The following is a 15,796-nucleotide window of genomic DNA, read 5'->3' on the forward strand; positions in this document are numbered from 1 at the left end:
GGAGGATCGAACACCATGCAAACCCGACTGCTGATCAACGGCCAGCTCGTCGCCGGCGAAGGGCCGGCCCACAGCGTGCTCAACCCCGCGCTGGGCAGCGTGCTGGTGGACATCAACGAGGCCAGCCAAGCGCAGGTGGATGCGGCGGTGCGCGCCGCCGACCATGCCTTCGACGGCTGGTCGCAGACCGCACCGAAAGACCGCGCCGCACTGCTGCTCAAGCTGGCCGACCTTATAGACGCCCATGCCGGGGAGCTGGCCAGGCTGGAATCGGACAACTGCGGCAAGCCCTACCCGGCCGCGCTGAACGACGAACTGCCGGCAATCGCCGACGTGTTCCGCTTCTTTGCCGGGGCCAGCCGCTGTCTGGGCGGCTCGGCGGCGGGCGAGTACCTGGCGGGGCACACTTCGATGGTGCGCCGCGACCCGCTGGGTGTGGTGGCGTCCATCGCGCCGTGGAACTACCCGCTGATGATGCTGGCATGGAAGATCGCCCCGGCCCTGGCCGCCGGCAACACCGTGGTGCTCAAGCCTTCGGAACAGACCCCGCTGACCGCCCTGCGCCTGGGCGAACTGGCGGCCGAGCTGTTTCCGGCCGGGGTGCTCAACATCCTGTTCGGCAAGGGCCAGAGCGTAGGTATGCCCCTGGTCACCCACCCCAAGGTGCGCATGGTGTCGTTGACCGGCTCGATCGCCACCGGCAGCCAGATCATCACCGGCACCGCCGACAGCGTGAAACGCCTGCACATGGAACTGGGCGGCAAGGCCCCGGTGATCATCTTCGACGATGCCGACATCGACGCTGCGGTGGAAGGCATTCGCACCTTCGGCTTCTACAATGCCGGGCAGGACTGCACCGCAGCCTGCCGGATCTATGCCCAGGCCGGCATCTACGACACCTTCGTGAACAAGCTCGGCGAGGCGGTGGCCAGCCTCCGGCACGGGTTGCAGGACGACCCGGACACCGAACTCGGGCCGCTGATCAGTGCCGCACACCGCGACCGGGTGGCAGCGCTGGTGGAGCGCGCCGTGGCCCAGCCGCATATTCGCCTGGTCACCGGCGGCAAGGCGGTGGCGGGCGGCGGGTTCTTCTTCGAGCCGACGGTGCTGGCCGACGCCCAGCAGGATGACGAGATCGTGCGCCGCGAGGTATTCGGGCCGGTGGTGTCGGTGACCCGCTTCGAAGACGAAGCGCAGGCGCTGGCCTGGGCCAACGATTCGGACTACGGCCTGGCCTCGTCACTGTGGACCGCCGATGTCGGCCGCGCCCACCGGGTGTCCGCCCGGTTGCAGTACGGCTGCACCTGGGTCAACACGCACTTCATGCTGGTCAGCGAAATGCCCCACGGCGGGCAGAAGCTGTCGGGCTACGGCAAGGACATGTCGATGTATGGGCTGGAGGACTACACCTGCGTGCGGCATGTGATGTTCAGGCATTGAGGCCAACGGCGCAGGCAGGCGGTACCTGCGCAGGAGGGCCGCTCGGCGGCCTTTTGGCATAGCCTTCAGTCGCGCAGGTCGGACTCGTGGATCGGCTGGTCGCGGTGGGTCGCACGCTGGTACTGCGCCGGCCATATGGCCTTCTGCCCGCCCAGGTCGTCGTCGGCATGCAGCGGCCAGTACGGGTCGCGCAGCAGCTCGCGGGCCAGCAGGATGATGTCGGCCTGGCCGGTGCGCAGAATGTGCTCGGCCTGGGCCGGCTCGGTGATCATGCCCACCGTGCCGGTGGCGATCCCCGATTCCTTGCGCACCCGCTCGGCAAAGCGTGTCTGATAGCCAGGCCCGGTGGGAATCTCGGCATTCATCGAGGTGCCGCCCGACGACACGTCGATCAGGTCGGCGCCCAGGGCCTTGAGGCGCTTGGCCAGCTCGACGGTTTCATCCGGGTTCCAGCCATCCTCCACCCAGTCGGTGGCCGATATCCGCACGAACAGCGGCAACTCCGACGGCCACACCTCGCGCACCGCCTCGGTCACCTGCAAGGTCAGGCGAATGCGGTTCTCGAACGAGCTGCCGTACTGGTCGCGACGCTGGTTGCTCAATGGCGAGAGAAACTGGTGCAGCAGGTAGCCATGGGCGGCATGCACTTCCACGACCTTGAAGCCGGCCACCAGTGCACGTCGGGCGGCTTCGACAAAGGCCTGGATCACCTCGTGGATCTGCCCTTCGCTCAATTCGGTGGGCGCCGTGTGCTGCGGGTCGAAAGCGATTTTCGACGGCCCCACCGGCACCCAGCCACCGTCCTCGGGCTTGACGCTGCCGTGCTTGCCCAGCCACGGCCGATGCGTGCTGGCCTTGCGCCCGGCGTGCGCCAGCTGGATGCCGGGCACCACGCCCTGGGCTGTGATGAAGCGGGTGATGCGTTGCAGGGGGGCGATCTGTTCGTCGCACCACAGGCCCAGGTCCTGGGCGGTGATGCGGCCCTCGGCCGTGACGGCGGTGGCTTCGGTGAAGATCAACCCGGCACCGCCGACCGCGCGGCTGCCCAGGTGGACCAGGTGCCAGTCGTTGGCCAGGCCGTCGACGCTCGAATACTGGCACATCGGCGAGACCGCAATGCGGTTGGGCAGCGTCAGTTGACGCAGGGTATAGGGCTCAAGCAGCAGGCTCATGGGGCACCTCTCCAGTCTCCGAATGGTGGACCGGACCGAGCGCCTTGGCTTCCCCGCGGCTCAGTGCCGGTCTCTGAGAGACTAGACCAGTTTGCCCACCCAGGGGTTCAGCGCGGCTCGATGTGGGCGATCATCAACTGCACCGTCTCGTTGCCGCGAAACTCGTTGACGTCCAGCTTGTAGGCCAGCTCCACCCAGCGCACGGTGGGGTTGGGCCATACCTCGCGGTCGATGCCAAAGGCGATGCCGTCGAGGGTCACCGAACCGCATTCGCTCTTGAGCACCACCTTCAGGTGACGCTCGCCCACCACCCGCTGCTGCACCAGCTGGAACACGCCATGAAACAACGGCTCGGGAAAATGCTGCCCCCACGGCCCGGCGTTGCGCAGGGCGCGGGCCAGCTCCAGGTGGAACTCCTCGACCGCCAGGCTGCCGTCGGACAGCAGCCGGCCGGTGAGGTCGTCCTCCTGCAACTGGCGGCGGACTTCTTCATCGAACGCCTGGGCGAACGCCGGGAAGTTCTCGGCCGGCAGCGACAGCCCCGCCGCCATGGCGTGCCCGCCGAACTTGCTGATCAGCTCCGGGTTGGCCGCCGCCACGGCGTCCAGCGCATCGCGAATGTGAAAGCCCGGCACCGAGCGCGCAGAGCCCTTGAGCATGCCTTCGCCGGCATCGGCAAAGGCGATGGTCGGGCGGTGATAACGTTCTTTCAGGCGCGAGGCCAGAATGCCGATCACGCCCTGGTGCCAGTCAGCCTCGTACAGGCACAGGCCGAACGGCATCGACTCCAGCGGCAGGTCCTTGAGCTGGGCCAGCGCCTCGCGCTGCATGCCCTGCTCGATGGACTTGCGGTCCTGGTTCAGTTCGTCCAGCTGCACCGCCATCTCGCGGGCCAGGGTCGGGTCGTCGCTGAGCAGGCATTCGATGCCCAGGCTCATGTCGTCCAGGCGCCCGGCAGCATTGAGCCGCGGGCCCAGGATGAAGCCCAGGTCGGTGGAGGTGATGCGCGCCGCTTCGCGCCGGGCCACCTCGAGAATCGCCTTGAGCCCCGGGCGCGCACGACCGGCACGGATGCGCTCCAGGCCCTGGTGCACGAGGATGCGGTTGTTGGCGTCCAGCGGTACCACGTCGGCCACGCTGCCCAGCGCCACCAGGTCGAGCAGCTCGCCGATGTTCGGCTGCGGGCGGTCGTCGTAGCGGCCCAGGCTGCGCAGGCGCGCACGCAGCGCCATCAATACGTAGAAGATCACCCCGACCCCGGCCAGTGCCTTGCTCGGAAACTCGCAGCCCGGCTGGTTGGGGTTGACGATGGCATCGGCCGCCGGCAGCGCATGGCCCGGCAAGTGGTGGTCGGTGACCAGCACCTTCAGGCCGGCCGCCTTGGCCGCCGCCACGCCTTCGACGCTGGAGATGCCGTTGTCCACGGTGATCAGCAGCTGCGGCGTGCGCTGCAGTGCCACCTCGACGATTTCCGGGGTCAGCCCGTAACCGTATTCGAAACGGTTGGGCACCAGGTAGTCGACGTGCGCGGCGCCCAGCAGGCGCAGGCCCAGCACGCCCACGGTGCTGGCCGTGGCACCGTCGGCGTCGAAGTCGCCGACGATCAGGATGCGCTGGCGCTGGTCCAGTGCCTCCACCAGCAGGTCTACCGCCGCGTCGATACCCTTGAGCTGCTGATAGGGCAGCAGGCGTGCCAGGCTCTTGTCCAGCTCGACGGCGCTCTGTACGCCACGGGCGGCGTACAGGCGGGTCAGCAGGGGCGGCAGGTCGCCAAGAAACGGCAGGGTGGACGGCAGTGAACGCGGTTCGATACGCATGGAGTGATCAAGGCTTCTCTGGTTTGAAAAAGGTCGGCGGGCGGATCAGCCGCGCTCGCCCAGCAGCCATTGCAGCTGGACTTCGTGCTGGCCGCGGTCGTCGGTGACGAACACCGTGCCTTCGCTGATCATCACATCCCACTTGATGGCGCGTGGCATGTCCTTGGCCAGGACTTCCAGCACCTCTTGCGGCACGGCGGCGATGTTGAGGTTCTTCAGGTTCTTGACCGCCGGGATCACCTTGGTTTCCCATACCCGCAGGCTGCCGTAGGCCAGCAGGCTGGTGCGCTCGGTGCGGCGCGAGCACCAGGTCAGGCGGTCGGCATCGGGCTGGCCGACTTCGATCCAGTGCAGCACCCGGTCATCCAGGCTTTTTTCCCACAGCGCCGGCTCGTCGACGTCCGACAGGCCGCGACCGAACGACAGCTGCTCGTTGTACCAGAGGGCATAGGCCAGCAGGCGCACGGCCATGCGCTCTTCGGTTTCCGAAGGGTGGCGGGCGATGGTCTGCTTGACGCTTTCGTACACGCCGCGGTCGAGATCGGTGAGGTTCAGTTCAAACTTGTAGGTGGTGGACGGCTGGGCCATGGACGGGCTTCTGGTAACAGGAAAAGTCGCCCAGTCTAACCGATGCGCTGGCAATCAACGAACCGAACCGTACAATCTGCGGCCAACAGCAGTATCTGCCGCTGCCGCCCTGTGATAAAAACTAGCGCTCTGCCCTGCTGCCACGGAAGCCCCATGTCGTTGCCCACCAAACCGCTTGCCGGCCTCAAAGTCATCGAACTCGGCACCCTGATCGCCGGCCCCTTCGCCTCGCGCATCTGCGCCGAATTCGGCGCCCAGGTGGTCAAGGTCGAATCGCCCGATGGCGGCGACCCGCTGCGCAAATGGCGCAAGCTGTACGAGGGCACCTCGCTGTGGTGGTTCGTGCAGGCGCGCAACAAGCAGTCGCTCACGCTCAACCTCAAGCACCCCGAAGGCCTGGCCATTCTCAAGCAGCTGCTGGGCGAGGCCGACATCCTGATCGAGAACTTCCGCCCCGGCGTGCTGGAAAAGCTCGGCCTGGGCTGGGAGGTACTGCACGCGCTGAACCCGAAGCTGGTGATGGTACGCCTGTCCGGCTTCGGCCAGACCGGGCCGATGAAAGACCAGCCCGGCTTCGGCGCGGTCGGCGAGTCGATGGGCGGGCTGCGCTACATCACAGGTTTCGAGGACCGCCCGCCGGTACGCACCGGCATTTCCATCGGCGACTCGATTGCCGCGCTGTGGGGCGTGATCGGCGCACTGATGGCGCTGCGTCATCGCGAGGTCAACGGGGGCCAGGGCCAGGTGGTCGACGTGGCCCTGTACGAGGCCATCTTCGCGATGATGGAGAGCATGGTGCCGGAGTTCGACGTGTTCGGCTTCATCCGCGAGCGCACCGGCAACATCATGCCGGGCATCACCCCCTCCTCCATCCATACCAGCGCCGATGGCAAGCATGTGCAGATCGGCGCCAATGGCGATGCGATCTTCAAACGCTTCATGCAGGCCATCGGGCGCGACGACCTGGCCGCCGACCCGGCGCTGGCCAGCAATGACGGGCGCGACCTGCGCCGCGACGAGCTGTATGCGGTGATCGACCGCTGGGCCCGCAGCGTGCCGCTGGACACCCTGATGCAGGTGCTCAACCAGGCCCAGGTGCCGGCCAGCCGCATCTATTCGGCCGAGGACATGTTCAGCGACCCACAGTTTCTCGCCCGCGAGATGTTCCTCCAGGCCAGGCTGCCCGACGGCAAGCCGTTCAAGATGCCGGGCATCGTGCCCAAGCTGTCGGACACCCCAGGCTCCAGCGAATGGGTGGGGCCGGCGCTGGGCGAGCACACCGCGCAGTTGCTGGGCGAGCTGGGCTATGACGCGGCGCAGATCGCCCATCTTCGCGAACAGGGCGCGGTCTGAGTCGCGCCATGTGCTGCAACCTGCACGGCGCACTGCTGGCTGTGCTGCTGAGCCTGCTGCCTGCCTCGAGCTGGGCCAAGGAAACCCTCACCTGGCTGTTGCGCGACCTGCCGCCGCTGACCGTGTTCGAGGGCCCCAAAACCGGCCAGGGCGCCATGGACCAGCTGCTGCCGCTGCTCATCGCGCAGATGCCCGAGTACCAGCACAGCATCGTGCGGGTCAACCGCGCGCGCGGCATGCAGATGCTCCAGGAACCCTCCTTCACCTGCGACCCCACGCTGCTGCGAACCCCGGAGCGCGAGCGCTTCGTGAAGTTCTCGATACCGGCGCTGGCTGCGCAGAGCAACATGGTGATTGCCCGCCAGAGTGACCAGGCAAGCCTTGCGCCGTACCTGCACGATGGCGAAATCGACCTGGACGCCCTGCTGGCAAGCAACACGCACAAGCTCGGTGTCGTCGGCCAGCGCAGCTACAGCCCCGCCGTGGACGCGATACTGGCCAACGCCCCGCCCGCCACCATCAGCCGCCATTACGGCAACGATGCGGTGGGCAGCCTGCTGCAGATGCAGCAGCTGGGGCGCCTGAACCTGCTGCTGGCCTACTGGCCGGAAGTGCGCTACATGAACGAAAAGCAGCCGCAGCCCCAGGCCCTGACGTACTTCCCGATCAAGGGCGTGGCGCGCTACCAGCTGACCTACGTGGGTTGCTCCGACACCCCGCTGGGCCGCGAGGCCATCAGCCACCTCGACCAGTTGCTGCGCAACCTGCGCCTGCAGACCCTGGCACCGCTGTATGCACAATGGCTAGAGCCCGACCAGCGCAAGACCTACCTCGATGCGGCGCGCGAGCTGCTGAGCCAGCACTGACCCCGGCACGCGCTTTTACCCAGGCAAAAAGAAACCCCGAGCGGTGGGGAGGCCGTCGGGGTTAAACGAGGGCTGCTTGGAGCCTCGCACGAACAGCCTGGCGGCATCGGAGCAAAATGCCGTTCAACTGTCCTTAAGCTGTCTGAGTACCTGTCTGGACAAAGGTTCCCGTCACGCCGCAACGATTTGCGCGCGGCCCTGGCGGGCATGTTTGAGGGCTGCGATCACGCAGGGTTGCAGGCGTCCTTCGTGGATGCGCAGGTCACGTTGGATACCGTCCACCAGGTCGATGAGCAGGCGCTGGTCATGCAGCTGGCTGGCCTTGACACTGCGCTGCAGCACGGTGTCGCCGGCAGGGTCGACCAGCTGCAGGTCGAAGTCGGCACTGGCATGCCGGGAGGTCAGCGTGACCTGATAGGGCGTCAATGCTTCACTTAGCAACAAGCTGATATTGTCCATCCATTCACCGTTCACGTTGTTGTTGAAGGGGGTCTTTCACTGACCCTCGGCACAGGCTGAAAGTTCTGCCGCGGCGCGCTGCACGTTCATCGAGCATGCCCGGTGCACATGACAGATTCATGCCACGGGCCCGGCCTCCGGGTGTTGCAGCAGCAACGGGTGCAACTGGCTGGGGCTGGCTGGCGCGGGGGTGCTGCCCAGCACCCGCAGGCCCGACAGCTCGATCAGTTCGACAACCCCCTGGAGCACGCTGCGCCTGGCGCCACTGAGGACAATCAGGGCACTGGCGAGGCCGTGCAGCGCCAGGTGCTCGATGAAGCCCATGCCATCGTGCTCGGGCGACAGCGGGTCACAGATGACGATATCCACCGGCCCCCGTCGTTCGAGCACACCGTGCGCCTGGAGGGTCGTTTCAGCCACGCGCACGTCGTAGATGCCCATGCCATTGAGCATCTGGTGCAGGTTCATCAGCCGATAGGCATGGGGCTCCAGAAGCAGAACCTTGAGTGAGCGCATGGGCGACTCCGGATTGGACGGGCGCCCACTCTAGGAAAGCCCGCGCGGGCGTCCCATAGGAAAAATCCGAAACCAGGGGGCGGCAACGTCCTCGTGTCGCCACGGTATCGACGCGTCGCGTCGGTTCGCCAGCAAGCCAGGTTCCTGCCGTGGCATGGCGGGCCGCGCAACAAAAAGCCCCGGGGCTTGCGCACCGGGGCCTGGTTCAACGCTGCATACCGCTGCCGTCAGAGCGGCTTGCCACGGTTGCCGTGCTGGCTGACGAAGGCCTGCACCGCTTTCAGGTCGTTGGGCAGTACCGTGCATTTCTCCTCGCGGGAGAACAGGTCGGTCAGGTGCGCCGGCAGCTCCAGGGCCTTGCCCACGCCCGCCTTCTCCACCGCCTCGGGGAACTTGACCGGGTGCGCGGTACCCAGCACCACCATCGGCGTGTCCAGGCTGCGACGGCACTCGCGGCCGGCCTTGACGCCAATCGCGGTGTGCGGGTCGAGCACTTCGCCGGTTTGCGCGAACACGTCGGCGATGGTCTCGCAGGTTTGCGCATCATCCACCGCCAGCGAATCGAACAGCTTGCGCGCCTCGGTCCAGCGGTCTTGCTCGACGCTGAAGCCGCCACCCTGCTTGAAGGTGTCCATCAGGCCGGCAATCTCGGCGCCATTGCGACCGTGCAGGTCGAACAGCAGGCGCTCGAAGTTCGACGACACCATGATGTCCATCGACGGCGACAGGGTGGCGTGCAGGGTTTCCTTGACGTACTGGTTGCCGCTCATGAATCGGTGCAGGATGTCGTTGCGGTTGGTTGCCACGATCAGCTGGCTGATCGGCAGGCCCATGTTGCGCGCCAGGTAACCGGCGAAGATGTCGCCGAAGTTGCCGGTAGGCACCGAGAACGCCACCGAACGCGCCGGGCCACCCAACTGCAGGGCGGCGTGGAAGTAGTACACGATCTGGGCCATGATCCGCGCCCAGTTGATCGAGTTCACGGCCACCAGGCGGGTGCCCTTGAGGAAGCCCTGGTCGGCGAAGCTGGCCTTGACCATCTCCTGGCAGTCGTCGAAGTTGCCTTCGATGGCGATGTTGTGGATGTTCTCGCCGAAGATGGTGGTCATCTGGCGGCGCTGAACTTCCGACACACGCTGGTGCGGGTGCAGGATGAAGATGTCGACGTTGTCACAACGCCGGCAGCCTTCGATGGCAGCCGAACCGGTGTCACCGCTGGTGGCACCGATGATCACCACGCGCTCGCCGCGCTTGGCCAGCACGTGATCGAGCAGGCGGCCGAGCAGTTGCAGGGCGAAGTCCTTGAACGCCAGGGTCGGGCCGTGGAACAGCTCCAGCACCCACTCGTTGCTGTTCAGCTGACGCAGCGGGGCAACCGCGGCGTGGGCGAACTCGCCGTAGGTTTCTTCGAGGATCTTCTTGAAGTCGGCATCGGCAATGGAGCCGGTGACGAACGGGCGCATCACCCGGAAGGCCAGCTCGTGGTACGGCAGGCCGGCCCACGAGGCGATTTCTTCCTGGGTGAAGCGCGGCAGGTTTTCCGGCACGTACAGGCCGCCATCGCTGGCCAGGCCGGCCAGCAGGACATCTTCAAAATTCAGGGCCGGTGCCTTGCCGCGGGTACTGATGTAACGCATGACCTATTCCTCTAACTCAAAGACGGCTCAGTTCAGTTGTTCGACGCGGATGCGCACAACGCTGCCAACCACATCCTGCAGGGCTTCCAGGGCGGTGATCGCGTCGTCCATGCGCTGCTCGAGCACGCTGTGGGTGAGCAGGATCATCGGCACCAGGCCATCGTGCTCCTCGACTTCCTTCTGCATGATCGACTCGATATTGATGCCGCGCTCGGACAGGATGCTCGCCACCTGGGCCAGCACGCCCGGACGATCCTTGGCCTGGATGCGCAGGTAGTAGGCGCTCTCGCAGGCTTCGATCGGCAGGATCGGGTGAGCCGACAGCGAGTCGGGCTGGAAGGCCAGGTGCGGCACGCGGTTTTCCGGGTCGCTGGTCATGGCACGGACCACGTCGACCAGGTCGGCGATCACCGACGAGGCGGTCGGTTCCATGCCGGCGCCGGCGCCGTAGAACAGGGTGGAGCCTGCGGCGTCACCGTTGACCATCACCGCGTTCATCACGCCGTTGACATTGGCGATCAGGCGGTCGGCCGGAATCAGCGTCGGGTGCACGCGCAGTTCGATGCCATTGGCCGTGCTGCGGGCCACGCCCAGGTGCTTGATGCGGTAGCCCAGCGCTTCGGCGTAGTTCACGTCGGCCGTGGTCAGCTGGGTGATGCCTTCGGTGTAGGCCTTGTCGAACTGCAGCGGGATACCGAAAGCGATGGACGCCAGGATGGTGAGCTTGTGCGCGGCGTCGATGCCCTCGACGTCGAACGTCGGGTCGGCCTCGGCATAGCCCAGCGCCTGGGCTTCGGCCAGCACGTCGGGGAAGGTGCGGCCCTTCTCGCGCATTTCGGTGAGGATGAAGTTGCCGGTGCCATTGATGATACCGGCCACCCAGTTGATGCGGTTGGCCGACAGGCCTTCGCGGATCGCCTTGATCACCGGGATGCCGCCGGCCACGGCCGCTTCGAAGGCGACGATGACGCCCTTCTCGCGCGCCCTGGCGAAGATTTCGTTGCCGTGCACGGCAATCAGCGCCTTGTTGGCGGTGACCACGTGCTTGCCGTTCTCGATGGCCTTGAGCACCAGCTCGCGGGCAATGGTGTAGCCGCCAATCAGTTCAATGACGATATCGATCTCGGGGTTGCTCGCGACCTCGAACACATCAGCGGTAATGGGGGTACCGGTAATCTGGCAGTTCGGGTTTGGCGTACGCATGGCGATTTGTGCCACTTCGATTCCACGCCCGGCGCGGCGGGCAATCTCCTCGGCGTTACGCTGAAGTACATTGAAGGTACCGCCACCGACGGTCCCCAACCCACAGATGCCTACTTTGACCGGTTTCACTGTGAACTCCCCATTGAACGACCGGCCATGCGCCGGTCGAAAAAACAGCCGTCTCCCCATGGTGACGGCTCACTGATTGAATTACTTGCTTGCGGTCAATGCCAGCTTGGCCACTTGCGGGGCCGGCTGATAACCCGGGATCACCTGACCGTCCTCGAGCACGATGGCCGGCGTGCCATTGACGCCGATCGACTGCCCCATCTGGAACTGCTTGCTGACCGGGTTCTCGCACTTGGCGGCCTTGATTTCCTTGCCGTCGACCATCTTGTCCATGGCCGCCTTGCGGTCGGTGGAACACCATACCGCCTGCAGCTGCTGGTCACCCGACGAGCCCAGGCCCTGACGCGGGAAGGCCACGTAGCGCACCTCGATGCCGCGCTTGTTCAGCTCGGGCACTTCGGCATGCAGCTTGTGGCAGTACGGGCAGGTGGTGTCGGTGAACACGGTGATGTGCGACTTGGTTTCGCCCTTGGCAGGGTAAACCACCATTTCGGAAGCCGGAATCGCATTGATGGTCTTGGCGATGGCCACGCGCTCGGCCTTTTCGGTCAGGTTGACCGGCTTGCCGTCCTGGATCTGGAACAGATAGCCCTGTACCAGGAACTGGCCGTCGGCGCTGGCGTACAGCACACGGCCGCCCTTGAGCTTGACCTCGTACAGGCCGTTGACCGGGCTGGCAGCGATGCTGTCGACCGGTATTTCCGACTCCAGCGACTGCAGCGACTTGCGAATCGCCTGCTCGGCATCGTTGGCCGCAGCCACGGCGAAGGAACTGGCCAGCGCCAGGGCGGCGGCGGCTAAAATCTGGGTCACGCGCATGAAAACTCCTGAAGGCGGACAGGGGGCCGAAAGCGGAACAGACGTACCGAAAAACGGCCGCGATCCAGGGCCCGGGTGTAAACCGCGAAAGCGTACCACATTCGCCGCCCTGCATTGACTGCTGGCGACGCATGCAATGTGCGATCAGCGCTCAGCCGCGCGGGTGATGACGGGCATGCAGTTCCTGCAGGCGGGCGCGGGCCACATGGGTGTAGATCTGGGTGGTCGACAGGTCGCTGTGGCCCAGCAGCATCTGCACCACGCGCAGGTCGGCGCCGTGGTTGAGCAGGTGGGTGGCGAAGGCATGGCGCAGGGTGTGCGGCGACAGCGCCTTGCCGATCCCGGCCACCTGGGCCTGGTGCTTGATGCGGTGCCAGAAGGTCTGGCGGGTCATCTGCTCGCCACGCTGGCTGGGGAACAGGACATCGCTGGAGCGGCCGTTGAGCAGTTCGACGCGGCCGTCGCGCAGGTAACGTTCTACCCACACCACCGCCTCCTCCCCCATCGGCACCAGGCGCTCCTTGCTGCCCTTGCCCATCACCCGCAGCACGCCCTGGCGCAGGTTGACCTGATCGAGGGTCAGGCTCACCAGCTCGGTGACGCGCAGCCCGCAGGCATACAGCACCTCGAGCATGGCGCGGTCGCGCTGGCCGATGGCCTCGCCAAGGTCGGGAGCCTTCAACAGGGCCTCCACATCGGCCTCGGACAGCGACTTGGGCAACGGCTTGCCCAGTTGCGGCATGTCGACCTGCAGGGTCGGGTCGAGGGCGATCAGCTTCTCGCGCAGCAGGTAGCGGTAGAAGCCACGCGCGCCCGACAGGAACCGCGCCGTGGAACGGGGCTTGTAGCCCTGGTCGAGGCGCCATGCCAAGTGGTCCAGGATCAGCTCGCGACCAGCATCGGGCAACACCATGCCACGTTCCTGAAGCCAGCCGTTGAACAGGGCCAGGTCGCTGCGGTAGGACGCTCGGGTGTTGTCGGAAAGCCCCTTCTCCAGCCACAGGGCGTCGAGGAACTGGTCGATCAGCGGGTGGTCGATGGCGGGCATGAAGACTCGGTGGTAGGCCGTAAAAATACCGCTAGTCTTCCATAACACCGCCGGCATAGGGAGCCCGAATGAACGAACAAGAGATATTGCTGGCATTCGGCGGGATCGGTGTCGCGGCCCTGGGCTGCCAGTGGCTGGCCTGGCGGCTGAAGCTGCCGGCGATCCTGTTCCTGCTGCTCAGCGGCATAATGGCCGGGCCGATCCTGGGTTGGCTCGACCCGCAGGAACTGTTCGGCCCGCTGCTGATGCCGCTGGTGTCGCTGGCGGTGGCGCTGATCCTGTTCGAGGGCAGCCTGACCCTGCACCTGTCGCAATGGCGCGAGATCGGCACGGTGGTGCGGCGCATGGTGACCCTCGGCGCGCTGTCCACCTGGGTGGTGATCAGCGCGGCCACCCACTGGCTGCTGGGGTTCGACTGGCTGCTGGCGATCCTGTTCGGCACCCTGACCCTGGTCACCGGGCCGACCGTGATCGTGCCGATGCTGCGGGTGGTACGGCCCAAGGCGGCGGTGGCCAACATCCTGCGCTGGGAAGGCATCGTCATCGACCCGATCGGCGCCCTGCTGGCGGTGGTGGTGTACAGCTTCATCATTGCCAGCGCCGCTGGCGACGGCCTGAGCCAGAGCCTGCTGACGTTCGCCGGGGTGATCCTGTGCGGCAGCGCCTTCGGCGTGGCCGGTGGCTGGCTGCTGGGCCAGGTGATCCGCCATCAATGGCTGCCCGAGTACCTGCACAACCTGGCCTCGCTGGCAGCGGTGCTGGGGATCTTCATCGCCTCCAACCAGGTGATGCACGAGTCGGGGCTGCTGGCGGTGACCCTGATGGGCATGTGGCTGGCCAACATGAAGGGCGTGGATGTGCGCCAGATCCTGCACTTCAAGGAGAACCTCAGCGTGCTGCTGATCTCCGGCCTGTTCATTCTGCTGGCGGCGCGCCTGGACTTGAATGCCCTGCTCGGCCTGGGCCCTGCGGTGCTGGCCCTGCTGCTGGTGATCCAGCTGATTGCGCGGCCGCTGAACGTGGCGCTGTCGACCTGGGGCTCGCAGCTCAACTGGCGCGAGCGTGCGCTGCTGGCCTGGATCGCCCCGCGCGGCATCGTGGCCGCGGCAGTGTCGGCGATTTTCGCGATACGCCTGGACGAGGCCGGGCACGCGGGGGCCTTGCTGCTGGTGCCACTGACGTTCGCGGTGATCATCGGTACGGTGGTGCTGCAAAGCGCCACGGCGCGGCCGCTGGCGCGCCTGCTCAAGGTGGCCGAGCCTGCCCCCAGCGGGTTTCTGATCGTGGGCGCCAACGCACCAGCCAGGGCCCTGGGCACGGCCTTGCAACAACTGGGCAGCCGGGTGCTGCTGGCCGATTCGAGCTGGGAGAACATCCGCGCGGCGCGCATGGAGGGGTTGCCGACCTATTTCGGTCACCCGGCCTCGCAGCATGCCGATGCGCACCTGGACCTTGTAGGCCTGGGGCACCTGCTGGGGCTGTCGCCGGCGGGCGAGCTCAACACCCTGGCATGCACGCGCTTTCGACATGATTTCGGGCATCAGCGTCTGTTCGTGCTGGCCAGCGGGCTGGAGCGCCAGCGCAGCGACAAGCACCGCGCCAGTGACGAACATCGCGGGCGCCTGTTTGGCAGCCAGGCGTTGACCTATGTGCAACTGGCCAACCTGTTCAACCAGGGCGCCGAGCTGTACACCACACACCTGACCGAGGCGTTTGGCTGGGCGGACTACCAGGCGTTGCATGGCGATCGCGCGACCTTGCTGTTTGCCCGCGATGCCAGTGGCTGGGTGTATGTGGTAGGGCCGGATACGGCGTTGAAACCGGGGCCTGGGTGGACGCTGGTGGCGCTGGTCCAGCCGCAGGCAGGTTGATCGCGCGGGCTTGTTGGCCGTTCAGAAGCCGGGCAACACCGGCACCGGCCGCTTGTCTTCGTCGATGGCGACGAAGCTGAACAACCCGTGAATCGCCTTCTCGCGACTGTCGCAGCTCATGCTTTCGACAAACACCTCCACCTCGACCTTCAGGCTGGTGGTACCCACCTTCACCACAGTCCCCACCAGTTCCACGATCGAGCCGGCGGCAATCGGGTGCTTGAAGTCGATGCGGTCGGTCGACACCGTCACCAGCGGCAAGCGGCAGAAGCGCGTGGCGGCAATGAACGACACCTCGTCCATCCACGCCAGCGCGGTGCCGCCGAACAGGGTGTTGTGATGGTTGGTGGTCGAGGGGAACACCGCCTTGGTCACGCGGGTCACCGACAACTGGGTACGGCGCTGGATCTCTTGCTCTCTACTGTTCATGACATCTCTGAAACACGAATGACGGACAACAAAAAAGCAGCCCGAAGGCTGCTTTCTTTTCGCATGGCGGTCCCGTGCCCGCCGGTCAAACTAGCCTCAGGCCAGTTTTTCCTTGATGCGAGCGGCTTTGCCGGACAGGTCGCGCAGGTAGTACAGCTTGGCTTTACGCACGTCACCACGACGTTTCACGGCCAGGCTGTCGATCTGCGGGCTGTAGGTCTGGAAAGTACGCTCTACGCCAACACCGTTGGAGATTTTACGAACAGTGAAAGCACTGTTCACACCACGGTTACGCTTGGCGATAACAACACCTTCGAACGCCTGCAGACGCGAACGGTCGCCTTCCTTCACTTTCACCTGAACGACAACAGTGTCGCCTGGGGCAAAGGTCGGGATCTCTTTGGTCATCTGCTCGGCTTCGAGTTGCAGAATGATTTTGTTGGTCATGC

The 15,796-nt window shown here is 65.8% G+C and carries 15 protein-coding genes; 4 read left to right on the forward strand and 11 right to left on the reverse strand.

What is annotated here, in order from left to right; translation table 11 throughout:
* The first annotated feature begins 15 nt into the window (after positions 1–15).
* A complete protein-coding gene (locus ACPRTJ_RS04405; RefSeq protein WP_426428210.1) occupies positions 16–1,440 on the forward strand; it encodes a gamma-aminobutyraldehyde dehydrogenase in 1,425 nt (474 codons plus the stop codon).
* Positions 1,441–1,505: 65 nt separating this feature from the next.
* Here the strand turns inward: ACPRTJ_RS04405 and ACPRTJ_RS04410 are convergent, their stop codons facing one another.
* From ACPRTJ_RS04410 to ACPRTJ_RS04420, 3 genes are all read right to left on the reverse strand, one after another.
* Positions 1,506–2,612, reverse strand: a complete 1,107-nt coding sequence (locus ACPRTJ_RS04410; RefSeq protein ID WP_426428212.1) for an NADH:flavin oxidoreductase/NADH oxidase — start codon at positions 2,610–2,612, stop codon at positions 1,506–1,508.
* A 107-nt stretch (positions 2,613–2,719) separates the two neighbouring features.
* A complete protein-coding gene (recJ, locus tag ACPRTJ_RS04415) occupies positions 2,720–4,429 on the reverse strand; it encodes a single-stranded-DNA-specific exonuclease RecJ (RefSeq protein ID WP_104571844.1) in 1,710 nt (569 codons plus the stop codon).
* A 45-nt stretch (positions 4,430–4,474) separates the two neighbouring features.
* Positions 4,475–5,017 (reverse strand): YaeQ family protein, encoded by a 543-nt coding sequence (locus tag ACPRTJ_RS04420; RefSeq protein WP_054915026.1) that lies wholly within the window; start codon positions 5,015–5,017, stop codon positions 4,475–4,477.
* A gap of 153 nt (positions 5,018–5,170) precedes the next feature.
* Between ACPRTJ_RS04420 and ACPRTJ_RS04425 the strand changes: the two genes are divergently transcribed.
* Together ACPRTJ_RS04425 and ACPRTJ_RS04430 are read left to right on the forward strand one after the other, a co-directional pair.
* Positions 5,171–6,370 carry a CaiB/BaiF CoA transferase family protein gene (locus tag ACPRTJ_RS04425; protein WP_043863195.1) on the forward strand — a complete coding sequence of 400 codons (1,200 nt, stop codon included), beginning with the start codon at positions 5,171–5,173 and terminating at the stop codon, positions 6,368–6,370.
* A gap of 8 nt (positions 6,371–6,378) precedes the next feature.
* Positions 6,379–7,236 (forward strand): TIGR02285 family protein, encoded by an 858-nt coding sequence (locus ACPRTJ_RS04430; RefSeq protein WP_043863194.1) that lies wholly within the window; start codon positions 6,379–6,381, stop codon positions 7,234–7,236.
* Positions 7,237–7,407: 171 nt separating this feature from the next.
* On the opposite strand, the gene ACPRTJ_RS04435 is transcribed toward ACPRTJ_RS04430, so the two are convergent.
* The 6 genes from ACPRTJ_RS04435 to xerD form a co-directional block, all read right to left on the reverse strand.
* Positions 7,408–7,695: a DUF3509 domain-containing protein gene (locus ACPRTJ_RS04435; protein ID WP_054915027.1), complete on the reverse strand. Its 288-nt coding sequence runs from the start codon at positions 7,693–7,695 to the stop codon at positions 7,408–7,410.
* A gap of 117 nt (positions 7,696–7,812) precedes the next feature.
* The gene (locus tag ACPRTJ_RS04440) at positions 7,813–8,211 is read right to left on the reverse strand and encodes a hypothetical protein (protein ID WP_426428215.1); all 399 of its coding nucleotides are present in this window, start codon (positions 8,209–8,211) and stop codon (positions 7,813–7,815) included.
* Positions 8,212–8,438: 227 nt separating this feature from the next.
* Positions 8,439–9,848, reverse strand: a complete 1,410-nt coding sequence (gene thrC, locus ACPRTJ_RS04445; RefSeq protein WP_054915029.1) for a threonine synthase — start codon at positions 9,846–9,848, stop codon at positions 8,439–8,441.
* A gap of 27 nt (positions 9,849–9,875) precedes the next feature.
* Positions 9,876–11,180: a homoserine dehydrogenase gene (locus tag ACPRTJ_RS04450; RefSeq protein ID WP_043863191.1), complete on the reverse strand. Its 1,305-nt coding sequence runs from the start codon at positions 11,178–11,180 to the stop codon at positions 9,876–9,878.
* Positions 11,181–11,261: 81 nt separating this feature from the next.
* Positions 11,262–11,999, reverse strand: coding sequence for a bifunctional protein-disulfide isomerase/oxidoreductase DsbC (gene dsbC / locus ACPRTJ_RS04455; RefSeq protein ID WP_043863190.1), 738 nt, complete (start codon positions 11,997–11,999; stop codon positions 11,262–11,264).
* A 151-nt stretch (positions 12,000–12,150) separates the two neighbouring features.
* On the reverse strand, positions 12,151–13,047 hold the full coding sequence (gene xerD / locus ACPRTJ_RS04460) for a site-specific tyrosine recombinase XerD (protein ID WP_426428216.1): 897 nt from the start codon (positions 13,045–13,047) through the stop codon (positions 12,151–12,153).
* Positions 13,048–13,115: 68 nt separating this feature from the next.
* On the opposite strand from xerD, the gene ACPRTJ_RS04465 reads away from it, so the two are divergent.
* Positions 13,116–14,918 carry a cation:proton antiporter gene (locus ACPRTJ_RS04465; protein WP_054915032.1) on the forward strand — a complete coding sequence of 601 codons (1,803 nt, stop codon included), beginning with the start codon at positions 13,116–13,118 and terminating at the stop codon, positions 14,916–14,918.
* Positions 14,919–14,939: 21 nt separating this feature from the next.
* On the opposite strand, the gene ACPRTJ_RS04470 is transcribed toward ACPRTJ_RS04465, so the two are convergent.
* On the reverse strand, positions 14,940–15,347 hold the full coding sequence (locus ACPRTJ_RS04470; protein ID WP_043863187.1) for an acyl-CoA thioesterase: 408 nt from the start codon (positions 15,345–15,347) through the stop codon (positions 14,940–14,942).
* Positions 15,348–15,443: 96 nt separating this feature from the next.
* Positions 15,444–15,794 (reverse strand): 50S ribosomal protein L19, encoded by a 351-nt coding sequence (gene rplS / locus ACPRTJ_RS04475; RefSeq protein ID WP_043863186.1) that lies wholly within the window; start codon positions 15,792–15,794, stop codon positions 15,444–15,446.
* Positions 15,795–15,796: the final 2 nt, after the last annotated feature.

Origin of the sequence: Pseudomonas palmensis (assembly GCF_049942755.1) — a bacterium.
Lineage (GTDB): Bacteria > Pseudomonadota > Gammaproteobacteria > Pseudomonadales > Pseudomonadaceae > Aquipseudomonas > Aquipseudomonas palmensis.